The sequence below is a fragment of the Wenyingzhuangia sp. IMCC45467 genome (genome assembly GCF_054111205.1).
Genome location: NZ_CM134196.1, coordinates 835,653 through 855,103 on the forward strand (window position 1 = coordinate 835,653; position 19,451 = coordinate 855,103).

15 protein-coding genes are annotated in these 19,451 nt (G+C 32.3%); 4 read left to right on the plus strand and 11 right to left on the minus strand.

Features of this window, described 5'->3' with window-relative positions:
- The first annotated feature begins 44 nt into the window (after window positions 1-44).
- The 3 genes from gltB (at window position 45) to ACXGQT_RS03695 (ending at window position 7,594) form a co-directional block, all read left to right on the plus strand.
- Window positions 45-4,556, plus strand: a complete 4,512-nt coding sequence (gene gltB / locus ACXGQT_RS03685) for a glutamate synthase large subunit (protein WP_457830055.1) — start codon at window positions 45-47, stop codon at window positions 4,554-4,556.
- Between the two features lies 1 nt (window position 4,557).
- Window positions 4,558-6,024: a glutamate synthase subunit beta gene (locus ACXGQT_RS03690; protein WP_457830056.1), complete on the plus strand. Its 1,467-nt coding sequence runs from the start codon at window positions 4,558-4,560 to the stop codon at window positions 6,022-6,024.
- Between the two features lie 133 nt (window positions 6,025-6,157).
- On the plus strand, window positions 6,158-7,594 hold the full coding sequence (locus tag ACXGQT_RS03695) for an FAD-dependent oxidoreductase (protein ID WP_457830057.1): 1,437 nt from the start codon (window positions 6,158-6,160) through the stop codon (window positions 7,592-7,594).
- A 47-nt stretch (window positions 7,595-7,641) separates the two neighbouring features.
- Here the strand turns inward: ACXGQT_RS03695 and lgt are convergent, their stop codons facing one another.
- From lgt to ACXGQT_RS03725, 6 genes are all read right to left on the minus strand, one after another.
- Entirely contained in the window at window positions 7,642-8,457 is an 816-nt protein-coding gene (gene lgt, locus ACXGQT_RS03700; protein ID WP_457830058.1) for a prolipoprotein diacylglyceryl transferase, read from the minus strand.
- Window positions 8,454-8,699 carry a membrane protein insertion efficiency factor YidD gene (gene yidD / locus ACXGQT_RS03705; protein ID WP_457830059.1) on the minus strand — a complete coding sequence of 82 codons (246 nt, stop codon included), beginning with the start codon at window positions 8,697-8,699 and terminating at the stop codon, window positions 8,454-8,456. The genes lgt and yidD overlap by 4 nt, the downstream gene beginning before the upstream one ends.
- A gap of 16 nt (window positions 8,700-8,715) precedes the next feature.
- Window positions 8,716-10,194, minus strand: coding sequence for a cysteine--tRNA ligase (gene cysS, locus ACXGQT_RS03710; RefSeq protein WP_457830060.1), 1,479 nt, complete (start codon window positions 10,192-10,194; stop codon window positions 8,716-8,718).
- 119 nt (window positions 10,195-10,313) lie between these two features.
- Window positions 10,314-11,009, minus strand: a complete 696-nt coding sequence (locus tag ACXGQT_RS03715; RefSeq protein ID WP_457830061.1) for an FKBP-type peptidyl-prolyl cis-trans isomerase — start codon at window positions 11,007-11,009, stop codon at window positions 10,314-10,316.
- Between the two features lie 12 nt (window positions 11,010-11,021).
- Window positions 11,022-11,543, minus strand: a complete 522-nt coding sequence (locus tag ACXGQT_RS03720) for an FKBP-type peptidyl-prolyl cis-trans isomerase (protein WP_457830062.1) — start codon at window positions 11,541-11,543, stop codon at window positions 11,022-11,024.
- On the minus strand, window positions 11,533-12,564 hold the full coding sequence (locus ACXGQT_RS03725; RefSeq protein WP_457830063.1) for a DHH family phosphoesterase: 1,032 nt from the start codon (window positions 12,562-12,564) through the stop codon (window positions 11,533-11,535). Before ACXGQT_RS03725 ends, ACXGQT_RS03720 begins: the two co-directional genes overlap by 11 nt.
- 88 nt (window positions 12,565-12,652) lie before the next feature.
- Between ACXGQT_RS03725 and ACXGQT_RS03730 the strand changes: the two genes are divergently transcribed.
- On the plus strand, window positions 12,653-13,078 hold the full coding sequence (locus ACXGQT_RS03730; RefSeq protein ID WP_457830064.1) for a nucleoside-diphosphate kinase: 426 nt from the start codon (window positions 12,653-12,655) through the stop codon (window positions 13,076-13,078).
- Here ACXGQT_RS03730 and ACXGQT_RS03735 read toward each other — a convergent pair.
- The 5 genes from ACXGQT_RS03735 to ACXGQT_RS03755 all read right to left on the minus strand — a co-directional run bounded on the left by ACXGQT_RS03735 (window position 13,075) and on the right by ACXGQT_RS03755 (window position 19,421).
- Window positions 13,075-15,840, minus strand: a complete 2,766-nt coding sequence (locus ACXGQT_RS03735) for an outer membrane beta-barrel protein (RefSeq protein ID WP_457830065.1) — start codon at window positions 15,838-15,840, stop codon at window positions 13,075-13,077. The two genes, ACXGQT_RS03730 and ACXGQT_RS03735, sit on opposite strands and share 4 nt — an antisense overlap.
- A gap of 157 nt (window positions 15,841-15,997) precedes the next feature.
- Entirely contained in the window at window positions 15,998-16,978 is a 981-nt protein-coding gene (locus ACXGQT_RS03740; RefSeq protein WP_457830066.1) for a DUF4421 family protein, read from the minus strand.
- Window positions 16,979-17,881 carry an oxygen-dependent coproporphyrinogen oxidase gene (gene hemF, locus ACXGQT_RS03745; RefSeq protein ID WP_457830067.1) on the minus strand — a complete coding sequence of 301 codons (903 nt, stop codon included), beginning with the start codon at window positions 17,879-17,881 and terminating at the stop codon, window positions 16,979-16,981.
- Between the two features lie 112 nt (window positions 17,882-17,993).
- A complete protein-coding gene (gene hemE / locus ACXGQT_RS03750; RefSeq protein WP_457830068.1) occupies window positions 17,994-19,019 on the minus strand; it encodes a uroporphyrinogen decarboxylase in 1,026 nt (341 codons plus the stop codon).
- A 51-nt stretch (window positions 19,020-19,070) separates the two neighbouring features.
- Complete coding sequence (locus ACXGQT_RS03755) at window positions 19,071-19,421, minus strand: four helix bundle protein (protein ID WP_457830069.1); 351 nt, start codon at window positions 19,419-19,421, stop codon at window positions 19,071-19,073.
- Between the last annotated feature and the right edge of the window lie 30 nt (window positions 19,422-19,451).

The following is a 19,451-nucleotide window of genomic DNA, read 5'->3' on the forward strand; positions in this document are numbered from 1 at the left end:
TCATTAATATTTGCGTAATTTTGCTGTCTATATTTATATAAAATATGATACAGAAACAAGGACTATACTTACCAGAATTTGAACATGAAAACTGTGGGGCAGGTTTTATTTGTAACCTTAAAGGTGAAAAAACCAATCAGATTATTCATGATGCATTAGAAATTTTAGTGAAATTAGAACACCGTGGTGGTGTTAGTGCCGACGGGAAAACCGGAGATGGTGCTGGATTATTAATAGACATCCCTCACGATTACTTTAAAAGAGTTTGTGATTTTGAAATTCCTGAACAACGTAAATACGCTGTGGGAATGGTATTCTTACCAAAGAATACCAATCAACATAAATTTTGTAAAGAAGCATTTGAAAAAGAAATCACCAACCAAGGCTTAACTGTTTTAGGATGGAGAGAAGTTCCTGTTGACTCTTCTCAATTGGGAGAAATTGCATTGGCATCGGAACCTAATATCGAGCAAGTATTTGTTGCTCAAGGAGATTTAGAAGAAAATGTTTTTAGAGCTAAGTTATATGCTGCACGTAAAATTACTGAGCATACCATCCGTAACTCTAAAATGTCTGAAGCAAGTTATTTTTACTTGCCATCATTATCAAATACGACTCTTATCTATAAAGGTATTATTATGCCAGAAGATATTGGTCCTTATTATACAGATTTACAACAACCTGACTTGGTAACAAGATTAGCATTGGTACATCAACGTTTTTCTACCAATACAATGCCTGCTTGGGAATTGGCTCAACCATTTAGATTTTTATGTCAAAATGGGGAAATTAATACCTTAAGAGGTAACGTATCTAGAATGCGTGTTCGTGAAGAGATTATGAAATCTGATGTTTTTGATGCAAAGACAATGGAAAAATTATTCCCAATTATCTTACCAGGTAAGTCGGATTCTGCTTCTATGGATATGTCTGTTGAGTTATTAACTTTAACAGGTAGATCTTTACCAGAAGTAATGATGATGACCATTCCTGAAGCTTGGGAAAAACACGCTACCATGTCTGAAGACAGAAAAGCATTTTACGAATACAACTCTTGTATTATGGAACCTTGGGATGGTCCTGCCTCAGTTCCTTTTACAGACGGTGATTATGTAGGAGCCTTATTAGACCGTAACGGTTTAAGACCTTCTCGTTATACTGTAACTAAGAGTGGTAAATTAATCATGTCATCAGAAGTTGGTGTTGTAGATATTCAGCCAGAAGATATTGTAAGCCATGGTCGTTTAGAGCCTGGTAAAATGTTCTTGGTTGATATGAATAAAGGTAGAATTATTGATGATGAGGAAATCAAAAACAAAATTGTTTCTGAAAGACCTTATAAAGAATGGTTAAACAAAAATAGCTTAAGATTAAAAGACGTTCCTAACGATAATAAAGCTTGTCCTTTAGAGACATTAGACTTAAAAACTCGTCAACGTTTATATAACTATACTATTGAGGATATTCAAGAAGTAATTGTACCAATGGCACAAGAAGGTAAAGAAGCTTTAGGTTCTATGGGTATTGATACTCCTATTGCTGTTTTATCTGACAGACCTCAATTATTACCAAACTACTTTAAGCAATTATTTGCTCAGGTAACAAACCCTCCTTTGGATGGTATCCGTGAAGAAGTAGTTACTGATATTAGTTTGGCTTTAGGTAATGACAAAAATATTTTTGATATTACTCCAGATCAATGTCATAAACTTAGAATTCAAAACCCTGTAATATCTAACAACGATTTAGAAAAGATTAGAAACATCAATATAGATGGTTTTAAGGCGGAAACTATTGAAATGTTATATACCAAGGTTAAAGGAATGAACGGTTTAGAAGATGGTTTAGAAGAAATCATCACTAAAATTTCTAAAGCGGTAGACAATGGAGTAAACATCATTATTTTATCTGATAGAGGTGCTTCTAAAGAAAAAGCTCCAATTCCTGCATTATTAGCTTGTTCTTACGTGCATCACCAAATGAACCGTTTACGTAAGCGTTCTTATTTTGATATTGTAATAGAATCAGCAGAACCTCGTGAACCACATCATTTTGCTACTTTATTTGGATATGGTGCTTCGGCAATTAACCCATATATGGTTAACGAAATTATCCGTTTACAAGTAAAAGAAGGATTTATTGAGTTAGATGAACAAAAAGCTGTAGACAACTTTAACAAAGCTATTGGTAAAGGAATCTTAAAAGTAATGAACAAAATTGGTATCTCTACATTACACTCATATAGAGGTTCTCAAATTTTTGAAATTGTTGGTTTCAATTCAGAATTCGTAAACAAATATTTCCCTTACACTGCTTCTAGAATTGAAGGTATTGGATTGTACGAAATTGAAAAAGAAATTAATGAAAGATATAAATATGCATATCCTGATACTTACATCGACAAACGTTTAGGTTTAAACATTGGAGGTGATTATAGATGGAGACGTAACGGAGAAAGACACATTTTTAATCCTACTACTGTTGCAAAATTACAACAAGCAGTTCGTTTAAATGACCAAGCTTCTTACGATGTATATAAAAACGCAATTAACCAACAAGCTAAAAACTTGTTAACCATTCGTGGATTGTTTGAGTTTGATAACTTTGATCCTATTCCTGTTGATGAAGTTGAACCATGGACAGAAATTGTAAAACGTTTTAAGACAGGTGCAATGTCTTACGGGTCTATTTCTCGTGAGGCTCATGAAAACCTTGCTATCGCTATGAACCGTTTAGGTGCAAAATCTAACTCTGGTGAAGGTGGTGAAGATAGAAGACGTTTTCAACCAGATGCGAATGGAGATAATAAAAACTCTGCTATTAAGCAAGTTGCTTCAGGACGTTTTGGTGTAACATCACACTACTTAAGTTCTGCTAAAGAAATTCAAATTAAAATGGCTCAAGGTGCTAAGCCAGGAGAAGGTGGTCAATTACCAGGTACTAAAGTATTGCCTTGGATTGCATCAGCTCGTAACTCAACTCCTTTCGTAGGATTGATTTCTCCTCCTCCACACCACGATATCTATTCAATTGAAGATTTAGCTCAGTTAATTTACGATTTAAAGAACGCTAACCGTGAGGCTAGAATTAACGTAAAATTAGTATCAGAAGTTGGTGTTGGAACTATTGCTGCCGGAGTTGCTAAAGCAAAAGCAGATGTAGTATTAATTTCTGGTTATGATGGTGGTACAGGGGCATCTCCTTTAACCTCATTAAAACACGCTGGTTTACCTTGGGAACTTGGTTTGGCAGAAGCTCAACAAACATTGGTATTAAACAACTTACGTTCTCGTATTGTTGTTGAATGTGATGGTCAGTTAAAAACTGGACGTGATGTTGCTATTGCTGCATTATTAGGAGCGGAAGAATTTGGTTTTGCAACCGCACCATTAGTAGCTTCAGGATGTATTATGATGCGTAAGTGTCACTTAAATACTTGTCCTGTTGGTATTGCTACTCAAGATAAAGAATTACGTAAAAACTTTAAGGGAACTCCTGAACACGTAATTAACTTCTTCTACTATGTAGCGAACGAATTAAGAGAAATCATGGCTCAATTAGGATTCCGTTCTATGGATGAAATGATTGGTCAGACTCAAAAAATCAATGCAAACAATGCTATTGATCATTATAAAGCTAAAGGATTAGATTTATCTGCAATCTTACACCAACCTGCTGGTTACAGCAACTTACCTGTTAAGAACTCAGAAAAACAAGATCATAATTTAGACAATGTAATTGACTTTACTATTTTAAAAGATGCACATGCTGCTATCTTTAGAAAAGAAGTAACTACATTAAATTATCCTATCAACAACACAGACCGTTCTGTAGGTGCTATTGTATCTAACGAAATATCTAAGATTTATGGTCATTTAGGATTACCTGAAGATACCTTAAACTTAAACTTCTCTGGTTCTGCTGGACAAAGTTTGGGAGTATTTGGAGCTCATGGTATTACTTATACAGTTGAAGGAAACACTAATGATTATTTGGGTAAAGGTTTGTCTGGAGGTAAAATTATTGTAAAAAAACCTGCTAAGGCTGATTTTGTTGCAGAAGATAACATTATTGTTGGTAACGTTTGTTTATTTGGAGCTGTTCAAGGACAAGCATTTATAAACGGAATTGCTGGTGAACGTTTTGCTGTTCGTAACTCTGGAGCAACTGCTGTTGTTGAAGGTGTTGGTGATCATGGATGTGAATACATGACAGGTGGTAGAATTGTTGTACTTGGTAAAACTGGACGTAACTTTGCTGCTGGTATGAGTGGTGGATATGCTTTCATTTTAGATGAAAATGGTAAATTCACTAATGGATTATGTAATGAAGAAACTATTGATTTTGATCCAATTACTGCAGAAGATGCAGCTGAATTAAAAGGATTGATAGAAAAACACGTAGCTTATACTGATAGTAATAGAGGTAAACAAATTTTAGCAGACTGGGATAATTACTTAGCTAAGTTTGTAAAAGTTATGCCTAAAGAATACAAAGTAGCTTTAGAGCGTATTGCAAATGAAGAACCAATGTTTGAAGAATTAACAGTATCATAATATGGGAAAAGTAACTGGATTTAAAGAATTCGAAAGAAAAGACGAATCGTACAAAGCTGTAGAAGAGCGTGTACATAATTATAATGAATTTACAGTCCCATTAACTGAGGCTGAAATTACAGAGCAAGGTTCACGTTGTATGGACTGTGGTATCCCTTTCTGTCATAGTGGTTGTCCATTAGGAAACTTAATTCCTGATTTTAACCACATGGTACATCAAGGGGAATGGCAAAAAGCTTCTTTAATATTACACTCAACAAACAACTTCCCTGAATTTACAGGTCGTTTGTGTCCTGCTCCATGTGAGAAAGCTTGTGTATTAGGTATTATTGAAGATCCTATTTCTATTGAAAACATAGAAAAGAATATTGTAGAGCGTGCTTTTAAAGAAGGATGGATCAAACCACAACCACCTAAAAACAGAACTGGTAAAACAGTAGCTGTTGTAGGTTCTGGACCTGCTGGTTTGGCTGCTGCTCAACAATTAAACAGAGCTGGGCACACAGTAACTGTTTTTGAAAGAGATGATGAAGTTGGTGGATTGTTACGTTACGGTATTCCTAACTTTAAAATGGAAAAAGGAATTATTGACCGTAGAGTAGCTATCTTAAAAGCTGAGGGAATTACTTTTAAAGTAAATGCTAACGTTGGTGTAAATGTTTCTGTTGAAGAATTAAAAGCTTTTGATGCTATTACTTTATGTGGTGGAGCTACTCAAAGACGTTCTTTACCTACTCCAGGTATTGATGCTGATGGTGTGGTACAAGCAATGGATTTCTTAACACAACAAACTAAAGTTGTTTTTGGAAAAGAAGTAAAAGATCAAGTTTTAGCTACTGATAAAAATGTAATTGTTATTGGTGGTGGAGATACAGGTTCTGACTGTGTAGGTACTTCTAACCGTCAAGGAGCTAAATCTGTGGCTAATTTTGAAATTATGCCTAAGCCTCCTGGACATAGATCTCCGTCTACTCCTTGGCCATATTGGCCATTACAGTTAAAAACATCTACTTCTCATAAAGAAGGATGTGAAAGAAACTGGTTAATCAACACTAAAGAATTCATCAAAGATGAAAACGGAAAATTAACAGCTTTAAAAACGGTTAATGTTGAATGGAAAATGGTTCCTGGACAAAGACCTCAATTGATAGAAATTGAAGGTTCTGAGAAAATTTGGCCTTGTGATTTGGCTTTATTAGCTCTTGGTTTTACAGGTCCAGAAGCTACTATTGCGGAACAATTAGGAATTGAGACAGATGCTCGTTCTAACTACAAAGCTGAATACGGTAGTTATCAAACAAATATTCCAAATGTATTTGCTGCTGGAGATATGCGTAGAGGACAATCTTTAATTGTTTGGGCAATTTCTGAAGGTCGTGAAGCCGCTCGTCAAGTAGATATTTTCTTAATGGGTAAATCTGATTTACCTTCTAAAGATATTGCTGGAGATTTAGTAGGAGTTCAATAAATATTGATATCATAATAATAAGAAAGGCCTTTGCAGTTTAGCAAAGGCCTTTTTTGTACATATATAAAAAGATTATTTTTATATTACATTAAGATGTTAATACCTAATTTAAAATAAATACTATGTTCAGCTAATGAATAATAAAAAACAAAACTGGACTGCTTGTTTAAACTGTAAGGGACAAGGAAAAAAAAGAAATAGAATACCTAAAAAAGTAAGATTACAATATAAAAAAGAACTAGAGATATCTAAAAACAATAATGGAAAATTAGCACCTATTTCGCCTAAAGCTTCTCTATCTATTTGTTCCACTTGTAAAGGTACAGGAATAATACATTCAGACTCTCCTACTCCAATTAACACACAAGATTATCCACACCTTGCTATTATTGGTGGTGGTATTGGTGGTGTTGCGCTCGCTGTTGCTTGTTTACACAGAGGAATTCCATTTACTCTTTATGAAAGAGATATAGACTTTGATGCTAGATCTCAAGGCTACGGACTTACTTTACAACAAGCAAGTAAAGCTATTAAAGCTTTAGGAATTGATCAATTAAAAGAAGGTATAGTATCTACCCGACATATAGTACATACAACTGATGGAAAAATTATAGGAGAATGGGGTATTAGAAAATGGGGCCGTTCTGATCTGAAAAAATCAGCAAAACGTACCAATATACATATATCAAGACAATCCTTACGCTTAGCTTTACTTAAACAACTTGATGGACATCATGTAATAAAATGGGGACATCAATTATTAGACTTTACTGAAACCACCGATGTAAATCTTACTTTTAAAGTAAATGATAAAATTAAGAATGTAAAAACAGATCTTTTGGTTGGTGCCGATGGTATTCGTAGTACAGTTAGACATTTATTAATTGGTGAAGACAAAACTCCCCTACAATATCTTGGATGTATTGTTATTTTAGGAATTTGTCCATTAAAAAATCTAAAAGATATTGAAAGTTCATTATTGGATTCAGCTACAGTATTTCAAACAGCCAATGGTTATGAACGCATTTATATGATGCCTTATTCTTCTGACTCTATAATGTGGCAACTTAGTTTTCTTATTTCTGAAACAGAAGCTAAAAAACTTAGTAATAAAGGGAGTAAATTCTTAAAACAAGAAGCTTGTTATAGAACTCAATGGCACAGCCCAATTCCTCAAATTTTAGCTGCAACTTCAGAAAATTTAATTTCTGGATATCCTGTTTATGATAGAGAAATTTTAACTTCTGAACTATTACAAAATGGTAAAAAAACCACACTCATTGGTGATGCTGCACATCCTATGAGTCCTTTTAAAGGCCAAGGAGCCAACCAAGCTTTACTAGATGCTTTGTTACTTGCAAGAACCATTACAAAAGAATGTAGACCCTTATCTGACTGGAAAAAAGCAGGTATTAGAAAAAGTGTTTTAAATGAGTTTGAAAAAGAAATGTTAAAACGTAGCACATCAAAAGTAAAAGATTCTGCTGCTGCTGCAGAGTTTTTACATTCTGATATTGTACTCAATAAAGCTGATGAACCTAGAGGACGATTTCTTTTGAAAAAAAAATAGAAAAAACATATTTAAACAAAAAAGACAACCAATAGTTGTCTTTTTTGTTACGATTTTTTATTTGCTTTTATAATAAAGTAAATTCCTATTAATATTAGCGGAATACTTAATAATTGTCCTGTATTTAATGCCCAAGTAGCTCTATCATCAACTTGTGCTTCTTTAAAAAATTCTACTACAAAACGTACAGACCACAATAAAGTAAAAAACACACCAAATATTAATCCCAACTTTTCTTTAGCCTTGGTTCTCCAAAACATATAAAATATGATTAAGAAAACAATTAAATAACCAAAAGATTCATATAACTGAGTTGGATGTCTTGGAAAATCTTCCCCTAATGCCTTAAATATGAATCCATAATTACTTTTAGTAGGATGCCCTATAATTTCTGAATTCATTAAATTTCCTAAACGAACAAAAACCCCACCAGAAGCAATAGTTAAACTTACTCTATCTAAAATATATAGTAAAGGCTTTTGTAATACTTTTTTAGAAAAATACCACAAAGAAGTAATAATACCAATGGCAGCCCCATGACTTGCTAAGCCAGCAAAACCTGTAAACTTAAAGGTTGGCTGAAACTTAAAAGGTAATAAAATTTCTTCTGGATGTTGACAAAAATAAGCCCAATCATAAAAGAAAACATGTCCTAATCTTGCTCCCAAAATTGTAGCAAAAACTACATACATTAGAAGCTTATCTAATTTTTCCAATTCAATTTTTTCATGAATAAATATTTTTTTCATGATTTGATATCCAATTGCAAAAGCAATTACAAACATTAAACTATAATATCTAATCACAAAAAAACCTAAATCCAGTCCTAATGATGGATCCCATGTAATGGCTAATACACTCATATATCTTTTTTATTTTGTTTTTCTGGTACAGGATCGTAACCACTGCCTCCCCACGGATGGCAACTTGCTATTCTTTTAATTGCCAACCATCCACCATAAATAATGCCATGCTTTTGTAAAGCTTCTATACTATAACTAGAACAGGTTGGTGAATACCTACATGTAGCAGGTATAAACGGAGAAATGGCTCCTTGATAAAATCTAATCAATAGGATAAAAGGAAATATCAATATCTTTTTCATTCTATCCATTCTTAATTTATTCTACAATAAAAGTAGTTCCTTCTTTTCCGTCTTTTAATTGAATTCCTAAAGCCTTAAGCTCATCACGAATTAAATCACTCATAGCCCAATCTTTATTGTCTCTTGCCTGCTTACGCATTCCTATTAGCATATTTACCACCCCCTCTAACTTATTAGAACCTTGCTCAGTTGTCTCGGTTAACAAACCTAACACATCATAAACAAAAGCATGTAAAGTGTTTGTAAATAAATCTAAATCTTCTTGAGTTAAACTTGCTTTTCCTTCTTTTAGTGAGTTAATTTTTTTAACAGCCTCAAACAAATTAGCAACCAATACAGGGCTATTAAAATCATCATTCATTGCATCGTAACAAGCTTGTTTCCAATCCTCAACATCAATAGTTGATGTTTTTGATGCCGTTATATTTGATAGGTTTTTTAATGCTTCTACCAATTTATTATATCCTTTTTCTGATGCTTCTAAAGCTTCACTAGAAAAATCTAAAATACTACGATAATGCGCTTGCATCATAAAGAAACGAACTACTGCTGGTGAAAATGGTTTAGACAGTATGCTATTTTTTCCTGTAAAAATTTCACCTGGTAAAATATTATTTCCTGTAGATTTAGACATTTTTTGTCCATTCATAGTTAACATATTGGCATGCATCCAATAATTTACAGGATTGTGACCGTTACAAGCTTCTGCTTGGGCAATTTCACATTCGTGATGAGGAAACTTTAAATCCATTCCTCCTCCGTGAATATCAAACTTTTCTCCTAAGTATTTTGTACTCATAGCTGTACATTCTAAATGCCAACCAGGAAATCCAATTCCCCAAGGAGAAGGCCACCTCATAATATGTTGTGGACTTGCTTTTTTCCACAAAGCAAAATCTTGTGGATTCTTCTTTTCAGACTGCCCATCTAACACACGAGTATTATGAACAGCATCTTCTATTTTTCTACCAGATAAAACACCGTAAGTTTTACTTTCGTTGTATTTCAATACATCAAAATACACAGAGCCATTTACCTCATAAGCCAGTCCTTTTTCTAAAATATCTTTAATAATTTCAATTTGCTCAATAATATGTCCTGTAGCAGTAGGCTCAATACTAGGCGGTAAATTATTTAGTTGTTGTAAAATATTATGGAAGTCTAAAGTGTAACGTTGTACCACTTCCATGGGTTCTATTTTTTCAACACGAGCTTTTTTAGCAATTTTATCTTCTCCTTCATCTGCATCATCTTCCATATGACCGGCATCAGTAATATTACGCACATAACGTACTTTATACCCCAAATGCTGTAAATAACGGAACACCAAATCAAAGCTCATAAATGTTCTTACGTTTCCTAAATGTACGTTACTGTACACGGTAGGTCCACATACATACATTCCCACATTCCCTTTTGTTACCGGAGAAAAAGTTTCCTTTGTTTTACTAATTGAGTTGTATACTTTTAAAGACTGATCTTGAAATAAGCTCATGTAATTTCTTTTAATTTTAAAAGCGTAAAGATAAACTTTATACTTAGAAATAGTAGCAAGAAAAAGCCCAATTAAGAAAATCTTAATTGGGCTTTTTTATAATTTTAAGAGTTTGTTAATTACTTAACTATTTCTAATAATTCTACTTCAAATATTAATGGCATATAAGGCTTAATTGGTCCTGCTCCACCTTGAGGTGCATTGGCTCCATATGCTAATTCTTGAGGTACAAAAAACTTATACTTAGAACCTACAGTCATTAATTGTAACCCTTCTGTCCATCCTGGAATCACTCTATTTAATGGGAATTCAGCAGGAGTTCCTCTATCTACAGAACTATCAAAAACCTCTCCTTCTGGAGTAGTTCCATGGTAGTGTACTTTTACTGTACTTGTTTCTAATGGCTTTTCACCAGTTCCTTCAGTTTCTACAATATATTGTAATCCACTTTCTGTAACTTGTACTCCTTCTTTAGCTTTATTAGCTTCTAAAAAAGCTTCACCTTTTTCTTTAAGACCTGCATTTTTTGCTTCTGCTTGCTTTTTAGTATAAGCAATTAAAATTGGAGCTAAATCTTTTTGATCTATTAATACTTTAGCAGAGTCTGATGCTTCTTTAATTGCTTGATTAAATACAGCTAAATCTAAATCTTTAAAGTCTTCACTTACTTTAAAGTTTAAGTTAATATATGCTCCTAAGGCATAACTTACTGAATCTAATTCAGTTGCTAATGTTGTTTTTCTTGCTGCTTGTTGGTTACAAGACACCATTCCTGTAACTGCTAATCCTAAAGCTAATCCTTTAATGATATTCATTTTCTTAATTATTTATTTAATTTTTAAAAGTTTAATTTTTACTACTATAGGAGTGTTAGCTCCTATATTGTTACCATCACCACTAAATCCGTGGGCTACAAATGAACTAAAAATAAATTTAAATTCCTCATCTTCTTGCATTAATTTAAGTCCTTCTTCTATTCCTTTTATCTCTTTTGATTTACCAACTATTATCGTTTCTTGTATTTCTCTGTAAATCAATTCATTTTTTAAATTAAAAACAGATTTAACATAGGTAACTATATCATTTTGTTGCACTTTGTTTTTTAGTACTTCCGATGTTTTTACTTTAGCATAAGCAAAACCATAAGGAGAAAAATTATAGTTTAACAAAGTATCATTTACAATATACTTTTTGATATTATTTTCTTCCTCAGCCTGAATAGTTTTATTCAGTAAGATTGAATACTCATATTTAGAAGAATCATTTTTTTTATTTATAGGTCTTCTTGCTTTTGTGTGGTTACAAGACACAAAAAGTATTCCATAAACAAATAGCCAACTAAATTTCATAAGAAACCAACAAATCTTGTTTATAATCTGGAACTATAGATATAAATTTAGCCACAGTTGTTTCTAAAGAATCTACTGATCTTCCTCCTGCTGCGTTGTCATGTCCACCTCCATCAAAATGATTTCTTGCAAATTGATTTACAGAGAATTTTCCTTTAGATCTAAAAGACATTTTTACAATTCCTTGATCTGTATCTTCAATAAAAATAGCAGCAAATACAATTCCTTTTAAAGACAAGGCGTAATTTACAATTCCCTCTGTATCTCCTTTTGTATAATTGTATTGTTTTAATTCATCTTGCGATAAAGTAATATAGGCAGTTTTACAATCTTCTATAACTATTAAATTTGTTAAAGCTTTTCCTAATAGTTGTAGTCTACTATATGAGTTGTTCCCAAATACTTGGTTGTGAATATCTGCATTTTTAACTCCTTTATCAATTAAATTAGCTATAATTCTGTGCGTTGTACTTGTTGTTGATGGAAAACGGAAAGAACCTGTATCTGTCATAATTCCCGTGTAAATACTGGTTGCAATATCCTCATCTATCAAATCTGTTTGTCCTAAAGTATCAATATAATGATAAACCATTTGACAGGTAGAACAGATAGAGGTATCAGAATAAGTGACCATAGCTATATCATCTGGTTGTTGATGATGGTCTATCATGATAAAATCACCTTCAAAAGCTTCTAATCCATTTTGCATGTCATCACCAACTCTATGCAAAGCATTAAAATCTAACAAAAAGATGACATCAGCTTCACTAATAGCTTTTTTAGATTGTATATTTTGTAAATCATATCTAAAAACATCATCTGCTCCTGGCATCCAAGCTATAAAATCTGGAATTCCATTAGGTAAAACTACCTGTACTTGATGTCCTAATTTTTTATAAAACATTGCCATGGCTGTAGTAGAACCAACAGCATCACCATCAGGGTTTTTGTGTGCTACAAAAACAATATTTTTAGGTTCTTTAAAATACGTTTTTAAAACGTTTATATCCTTTGTATTCATAAGCTGCTAAAATACAATTAAAAATGAGTTTACAAAGCCGTATATTTTTTATGGAAAAAAGTATCTTAGCGTTGTAAAACATATCAACATGGAAAACAACAGAACTTTTACAATGATTAAACCTGATGCTTTTGCAAAAGGAAATACTGGAGCTATTATTCAGAAAATAACCAATTCTGGGTTTAAAATTGTAGCGTTAAAATTAACCAAACTTTCGGCAGAAAAAGCAGGAGAATTTTATGCTATTCACAAAGAAAAAGCATTCTATGGTAAACTTATTGAGTTTATGACCAGTGGGCCTATTATAGCTGCTGTTCTTGAAAAGAAAAATGCTGTAGACGATTTTAGAGCTTTAATTGGAGCTACCAATCCTGAGGATGCCGCTGAAGGAACTATTAGAAACTTATACGCTACCAATGTAACTTTAAACGCCATCCACGGGTCTGACAGTGATGAAAATGCAGCTATTGAAAGTGCTTTTCATTTTAAAGATGAGGAAATTATATCCTATTAAAATCTACGTCTTCTAAAATCTCCTCTACCCCTTGGTCCGCCTTTGGTTCTATCACCTAAGGTGTTAAACTTCCAACTAAAGCCAAGCATAAAGTATTGTTTTAACACGGTACTTTGTGAATCTTGAATATAGTTTTGATTAGCTATTCTTCTTACATTTGTGTTTTGATTTAATAAATCATACGCTTTTAAAGAAATCAATCCTTTGTCTTTTAAAACAGCATAAGATAAAGTCATATTCCAAAACCAAGAACTTTTTTGAAAGTCATCTGCTACATTAGGGTTATAATTGTAATTAAGAGAATTTCTCCATTCTAACCCTTTTGGAACCATGGTAGTAGTATTTAAGTTTACTGAATGAGAAGTAATGTTTCTATTTGGTAAATTAGCAAGGTTATATTGGGTGTTTGAATATGATATGGTATATCTTGTATCTACATCAAGAATATCTCTCACTTCGTACCTTAATCCAACGTTAGGGTTGATAGACAATCCTTTACTAATATATAAGTTTCCGTTATTATAATTGACAGATCTATTATAACCTGGACCTGCTCCAAGCCTTAGGTCTAAAGAAGAGATGTCTGTAAATTGAAATTTTTTACTAGTTCCTAAACCTGCTGACACATTGTAATTTCCATTTACGTTGGTATAAGTTGTTCTTCTATCACCACCTTGTTGATTAATGGTTACATTAGACACTACTTGATCTTGAGTAAGATTACCATTAACATAACTGTAAAAACCTGTACGTTTTTGAAAATCGAAATTATTAAAGAACATGTTGAAACTATGGGCTTTCTCTGGCTTTAAATTTGGGTTTCCTACAACAACATTATTATTAGAACTCACATCTTCAAACGCCTGTAAATTAGATAAACTAGGTGGGTTATTTCTTAAGTTATAACGAATGTTAAATGATGATTTTTCACTAAAACGATACCTAAAATTAAGGTTTTGCTCAAAATTATTAAATTGTCTCTTTAAGCTATAAATAGGTCTTAAATCATCAATATTTTCTAAAGTTCTAAATCTATATGAACTATTATACCTTAATCTTATTTTATCTGTAGAAAAATTAAACCCAATACCAGGCACATGACTTAGGTCTGTATTGGTATAATCGGTACTTAAACTATCAATAAATACATTTTTGTATTCTTGAGTGTTGGTGTCAAATTCATATGTTTTTTTATCAGATGTATTTTTATCTGTGTTAAAAGAATATCTAAAATCTATGAACAATTTTTTAGAGATTATAGGTAACCTATATGTTAATGAGGTTTCTAAATCTTGTGATGAATTCTCTATATTTGAATATAAGTTTCTATCATAGTTTTTTGAAGTATTATTATATACTTCACGCTTTTGAGCTAAATAATCATCACTATTTAATCCGCTTACTCCTACATCAACACCAACTCTAATAAATCCTCCCTTAGATCCAAACCTCCTAGTTACATCAATATCTGTACTTGCACTTCTATTATCACTTTTAACATTAGATGATGAATTGGCTTCATTAATAACATCTTTATTCTCATCTACTATTGTTTGATCATCTTCGGAAATGGTATTACTTTTAGAAAATCTAAAAGATGGAGAAATATTAATTAACCAAGTTGAATCCTTTTTAATATCTACTTCAAAATTAGCAGAATGGCTATCGCTACTACTGGATGACTTACCATTAGATGTAGTGAAATTGCTAAATGTATCGTAAAAATCTTCTCTTTCACTAGAGGATTCGTTTTCGGAATCACTTCCTGAATAAAAATAGTTTGAGGTAAATTCAACATTTTTACCATAATCATCAGCATAATTTACCCCTACGTTATCAGAAGTTACAATTCCTTGTCCACCCCCAAAATTTCTTGAGTTTACATTCCCTCCAAACATTTCTCTAATTTCTCCAAAGCTAAACCCTGGAGAATTAATATTGTTACCTCCTAACAGGGCACTAAATTTTTGATCATTATCAAAACGGTTATACATACCCGCATATTCGTATTTGTCATCTGTACCAATACCCGCTGCCGTTCTACCAAAAACTCCTTTGTTGTTTTCTTTTTTTATAACAAGATTTACGGTTTTGTTTTCACCATCACTGTCTTCTCCTGTAAATGCTTGAGACTTGGTTTTTGTATCTAAAACCTGAACTTTTTCTATAATATCTTTGGGAAAATTACGTGTAGCAATGGTTGGATCATTACCAAAGAAAGGTTTTCCGTTTATCAAAACTTTGTTAACAGGCTTCCCATTAATAGTGATATTTCCTTCAGCATCTACTTCTGCTCCAGGTAATACTTTAATAAGATCTTCAACATTGGCATCTTTTTTTGTTTTAAAAGACTTAACATTAAATTCTAAAGTATCTTTTTTAACTGTTATTGGCGGTGATAATTTAAGGACTACTTCATTTAACTCATTTGCATCAGGTTTTAATACCACCTCCTTCATATCAATTACAGCTTCTTTTTTTAAATCTAAATCTTTATGATATGGTTTGTAACCAACATAAGTAATATTAAAATTTAACTCAGCATCTTTTGTACTTCCCTCTAGAGAAAATTTTCCTTTATCATCTGTTATTGTATAACTCACAACGGTACTGTCTTTTTTTCTTTCTAAATAAACCGTTGCAGATTCTAATGGAGACTTATCGTCATTAGAAATTAAAGTTCCTGAAATTTCAAATCCAATCGATTGTGCATTGGCCTGCTGAAGAAATAAAACAGAGATGATAAATAAAATGTATTTCATAGTATTGTTTAATTTGTATTCTTGTTTTTATAGACGAACAATACTTAAGACTATCTAAAATCTAGATAGTTTAATTAGAACCAGTTTTTTATTTTAGAAAACATCACCTGCAGAAAAATAAAATCTTAATACCTTGATTTTCAAATATTTTAAATTCCTAATTTTTAAAAAAACTTTCTAACCCTTTAAAAGCTTCAAAGCGATATCCTAAATGTAAAGAAGCAAAAACTCTAGAATCTACTAAATTTATATTCGCATATTCTTGATAAGATGTTGAAGTAATTAACACACTAACTCCATAATAAAACTTGCTAGACGTGTACCCTAACCCTAGTCTTGTTCGTAAGCCTACGTTAGGAATTAAGAGATGATTTTTTTCTACTCCTCCAGAGGTATTATCATGAATATTTTTAACATATTTAATTCCTACGCTTGGAGTAATTTGCCCAAAGAGATACTTGTTTTTGTCAAAGACTAAATTATAGATATAACCTCCAATAATATTTAGATTATAACTTTCATCATTCAACACAAAATAATCAGTAGTAGGTTTGTCTATTTTTGAATAATTGTATTTTAACACAGCCATCCAAGTTCCTTTAGATTTTAATTGCCTTTCTGTATTTGAAAAAATAGCTCTATATCCAAACTTATTACTAAAGTAGTATCTTGTTTCTCCTCCAATTTCTAAAGTATTTAAATTAGAGATTTGTAAATAAGGATCTTTTCCTTTTTCCCAACCATCTACATAATCATCAGTATTTTTAACATAAAAACCTTTGGTGCGATAATAATAAAATTGTTGATATAACTTAGGAAAATAGATTCTGATTCTGTAATGCCTATATTCGGCAGGACCTTTTAAGGCAAAGTCATTTTTTAAAAAACCGGGAGTAAAACCTAATTTTACTCCCAATATTTTATAGTTTAGCGAGAATGCTAACTTACCAACTTCATTTTGTCTAAGAGAATAATCATTTGAGGTATTAAGGTTTGATACCTCTAAGGCTTGTTCCTCTAATTCTAGTGAAGTTCTTATATTTATTTTATGCGAAAAAGTTTCTACATACAAAGTATCTTTTTTCTGGCTAAATCCAGAAATATAGCATACTATGATAAAGAACTTTATGACACGCATTTAGATCCATTCTTTTGGGTTCATTAATGTTTTAACCAACCTTTCTTCCTCGCTATCTTTTTGAGGTTCATGACAATAATGCCATTGTACATGTGGTGGTAAACTCATTAAAATAGATTCTATTCTACCATTGGTTTTTAAACCAAACAACGTTCCTCTGTCATGAACTAAATTAAATTCCACATAACGTCCTCTACGGACTTCTTGCCAATCTCTTTGTTCTTTAGTATAAGGTAAATCTTTTCGCTTTTCTGCAATAGGCACATAACTTTCTAAAAAGCTATTTCCTACTTCTGTAACAAAATTGTACCATTGATCTAAAGACATATCTTCTGTAGCTTTGCAATAATCAAAAAACAAACCTCCTATTCCCCTAGCTTCATTTCTGTGAGCATTCCAAAAATATTCATCACATTTATTTTTATACAACGGATAAAATTCAGGATTGTGTTTGTCACAAGCTGTTTTACAAACTGTATGAAAATGTACAGCATCTTCATCAAACAAATAGTAAGGTGTTAAATCTTGTCCTCCACCAAACCACTGTGTAACCACATTTCCTGATTCGTCATACATTTCAAAATATCGCCAATTTGCATGTACTGTTGGCACCATAGGGTTTTTAGGATGTATTACCAAACTCAAACCACAAGCATAGAAGTTTCCTTCTTCTACTCCAAATTGTTTGCGTAAAGCCAAAGGCAATTCTCCATGAACGGATGATATGTTTACTCCTCCTTTTTCAAACACTTTTCCGTTTGAAATTACACGAGTTCTACCTCCGCCTCCTTCAGGTCTATTCCAAAGATCTTGTACAAATTTTGCTTCACCATCTACAGCCTCTAAACCTGCACAAATAGTGTCTTGTAATTGTTGTATGTAGTTGTAAAATTGTTCTTTCATTATTTTATTGGGTAAAAAGATTGTTGGTAAAAGGTATAAAGACATATATCTTAAAACATTGGTGAAAATAAAATCTCAAATCCTATTACCCAAAATCCTTTTACCTTTTACTCTATACGCTATATTCCTTAACTGCATCAATAAACGCTTTGGCATTGTCTAAACCAATATTTGGTAAAATACCGTGCCCTAAGTTTACAATGTATTTGTCTTTACCAAAAGCATCTATCATAGTAGTTACTTGCTTTTTAATTTCTGCTGGTGGAGAGAACAAACGAGTTGGATCAAAGTTACCTTGCAAAGTAATGTTTCCTCCTGTTAATTTTCTTGCCCACTCTGGAGTAATTGTCCAATCTACCCCTAAAGCAGAGGCGTTAGATTTAGACATTTCTTCTAATGCAAACCAACATCCTTTTCCAAAAGCAATTACTGGAGCATCATCTTTTAATGCTTCTATAATTTGATTGATGTATTTCCAAGAAAATTCTTGATAATCTACCGGAGATAACATTCCTCCCCAAGAATCAAACACTTGTACAGCGTTTACTCCTGCTTCTACTTTCTTTTTAAGATAAGCAATAGTAGTATCTGTAATTTTTTGTAATAAGGCATGGGCAGCTAAAGGTTGTGTAAAACAAAACTCTTTGGCCATATCAAAATTCTTTGATCCTTGTCCTTGAATACAATAACACAAAATTGTCCATGGAGAACCTGCGAAACCAATCAATGGAATTTCATCGTTCAACATTTCTTTTGTCAATTTAATGGCATCCATTACATATCCTAAAGTTTCATCAATGTCTGGAACAATTACGTTTTCTACACCTTTCATGGTACGAATTGGATTTGGCAACCAAGGTCCAACTCCTGCTTTCATTTCCACTTCAATATTCATTGCTTGTGGAATGACTAAAATATCCGAAAACAAAATAGCCGCATCCATTCCATATCTACGGATAGGTTGTACGGTTATTTCTGCCGCCAACTCTGGTGTTTGACAACGTGTAAAAAAATCGTATTTCTTTTTTATTTCCTGAAACTCTGGCAAGTATCTTCCTGCTTGTCTCATCATCCAAACTGGAGGTCTTTCTACAGTTTCTCCTTTTAAGGCTCTTAGGTATAGGTCGTTTTTTATCATCTCTAGTAAAATGATTGTAAGTAAAAAGTAACAAGACTTTTCATACAATCTCTATTTTAATGTTCTTCTAAAATTATATAACATCTTCTGAATTTGCTTTATCTTATCTAATAAAGCCTCAAAATCTTTTTCTTTTATAAACTCTAATTCAAAAGCAATAATTAATTGAGTTTCTATTTCATATGCAGAACCTAAAGCAATGGTAATAAAACGAGCTAAATCTTTACTTGTTTCTCTTCCACAACCTTCTGCAATATTTGAAGGAACAGAAACAACAGCTCGGTTCAGTTGACTTGTTAATCCATAAATTTCAGATTTAGGAAAAGATTTTGTTACTAAATAAACTTCTTTACAAAAGTCTTTAGATATTTTCCAAATATTTAATTCTCTAAAATTATGCACTTAAAAACGTCTTTTTACCTTCTACTCTTA